This is a genomic window from Photorhabdus heterorhabditis, assembly GCF_001280945.1.
Classification (GTDB): Bacteria; Pseudomonadota; Gammaproteobacteria; order Enterobacterales; family Enterobacteriaceae; genus Photorhabdus; species Photorhabdus heterorhabditis.
This window is the reverse complement of sequence record NZ_LJCS01000157.1, coordinates 1-1,598: the sequence shown is the minus strand read 5'-3', so window position 1 is coordinate 1,598 and position 1,598 is coordinate 1. Positions and strand designations below refer to the sequence as shown.

At 34.0% G+C, this 1,598-nt stretch carries 1 protein-coding gene; it reads right to left on the bottom strand.

Annotated features, from left to right (window positions below):
- Positions 1-302: 302 nt before the first annotated feature.
- Positions 303-1,154 (bottom strand): hypothetical protein, encoded by an 852-nt coding sequence (locus AM629_RS21025; protein WP_054481744.1) that lies wholly within the window; start codon positions 1,152-1,154, stop codon positions 303-305.
- Positions 1,155-1,598 lie beyond the last annotated feature (444 nt).

Below are 1,598 nucleotides of genomic sequence, written 5' to 3'. Positions count from 1 at the left end.
AAAACGATATTTTGAATTTAATAGTGTATTGTTTTTATCAATAAATGCAAGTGGTGAAGGAGACATGAAAATAACCCGGCCATCAAGAGAAATATTAATTTTAGATTGACTGAAATCTAAAGATGAAAATTGAATGTCATGTCTCAATGAATTTAAATTTTTTTGGTTATAGTTCATAAATAGTCTGTATTCCGTTTTACCTTGAATGTTGTTTGGAGAAAACATATTGCTGTAGGGAGACTGTTATTTTCAGCCTAAGATCGCTTTCATCTTAGGCTGAATGATTATCGTGATTTTTTTACTTAACGGGCAATCATCACTTTGCCATTAATAATCGACAAATAAGGATTGTATTCAAAATATTTATCTTCCTTTTTATTATCCATTCGGATAGGTGAGCCTCCCCATACACCAAATTCTAATCGGAATAATCGCCCTTGTTTATAACTTATTAGTCTGTATTTATGCCAATCAGGTGCTCTGACGACATAATTTCTATTTTCTAGTTTTTCTTTAAATCCAAATGAGTTAAAGAAAATTTCCGGTTGACTGTTTTCAGTTATTGCCCACTCTGCCCAGGCAGGTTTACTCATCTTCCATAATTGATTTAAATCTCGCCGATGTAAGGTATTGCTGATTTCCAGATAGAAATTTTTTATCGCCGCCATATCATTTTTTTCCGAAACGGGTCGTGCTGTTGTCCACATCCAGACCGGCAATCCACTGAGCGTAAAGCTTTTCTGTGCAGCAAATAGCCCTTCTTCCGCTTCTATTTTTGACATGGCTGCGTAATCAAAGCCGGCCTTACCATTTGGTAACTGGCTCTGCGATTCTTGTGTTGTGACATGGCCTTTATCATCAACAGTCAATTTGATATGGCTGATCACTTCATCTTTATCACCATACGGAGACGCTTTAGTGAGGGTTGCTTCACACCAATTGTCTGGAGAAAAAATATCAGAATTTTCATCCATAGATCCCATCAGCAATTCCATCGTATTCTGACCATTTTCAACGAAGGCAGTCATATTAAAACCACTCGATTGTGTTCCAGATTTCGAATCACTGTTTTCCAGTGCAATCATACCATTAATTCTAGCCACACAGAGACTACGATGCGTATTGAGTGACAATAGATATTTATATTCAACCATATTTGTTTTTCCCGATATCGAAGAATTTACCATCAATAATAACGCTAGAAAGGTACTACCCCAAAGATACCCTATACGTCGATTTTTCTTTAGATAACGGCTCTTGAAGTACCCACTCTTTTTCAATTTCATCTTGTAAATTTCTCATAGTTGTTGATTTAGAACCACTAAGTTTTTTATTTTCATTTTCAGCCTTTTATCCAATTCCATTGATGAATAATTCTATTGAGCATTTATTTACTTTAATTTCCAATCTGTAATTAATGGGTTCTATTTTGTTATTTATAGAGATTTAACTTTCTTTAGATACCCAGTGATGGGTAATGTAAATAATAATATAGTCAGTAGGTTTTTATAATTAAATATAATGAATTATTATTGGGGGTTAATTAATGTTTATGGTGCTGCTATCAATGAAGATAAATATGGTACAAAACATTTCCC

What these genes read in the sequence shown, in the direction of transcription:
- AM629_RS21025 (WP_054481744.1), bottom strand. Translation starts at nt 1,154, where the DNA reads ATGGTTGAATATAAATATCTATTGTCACTCAATACGCATCGTAGTCTC.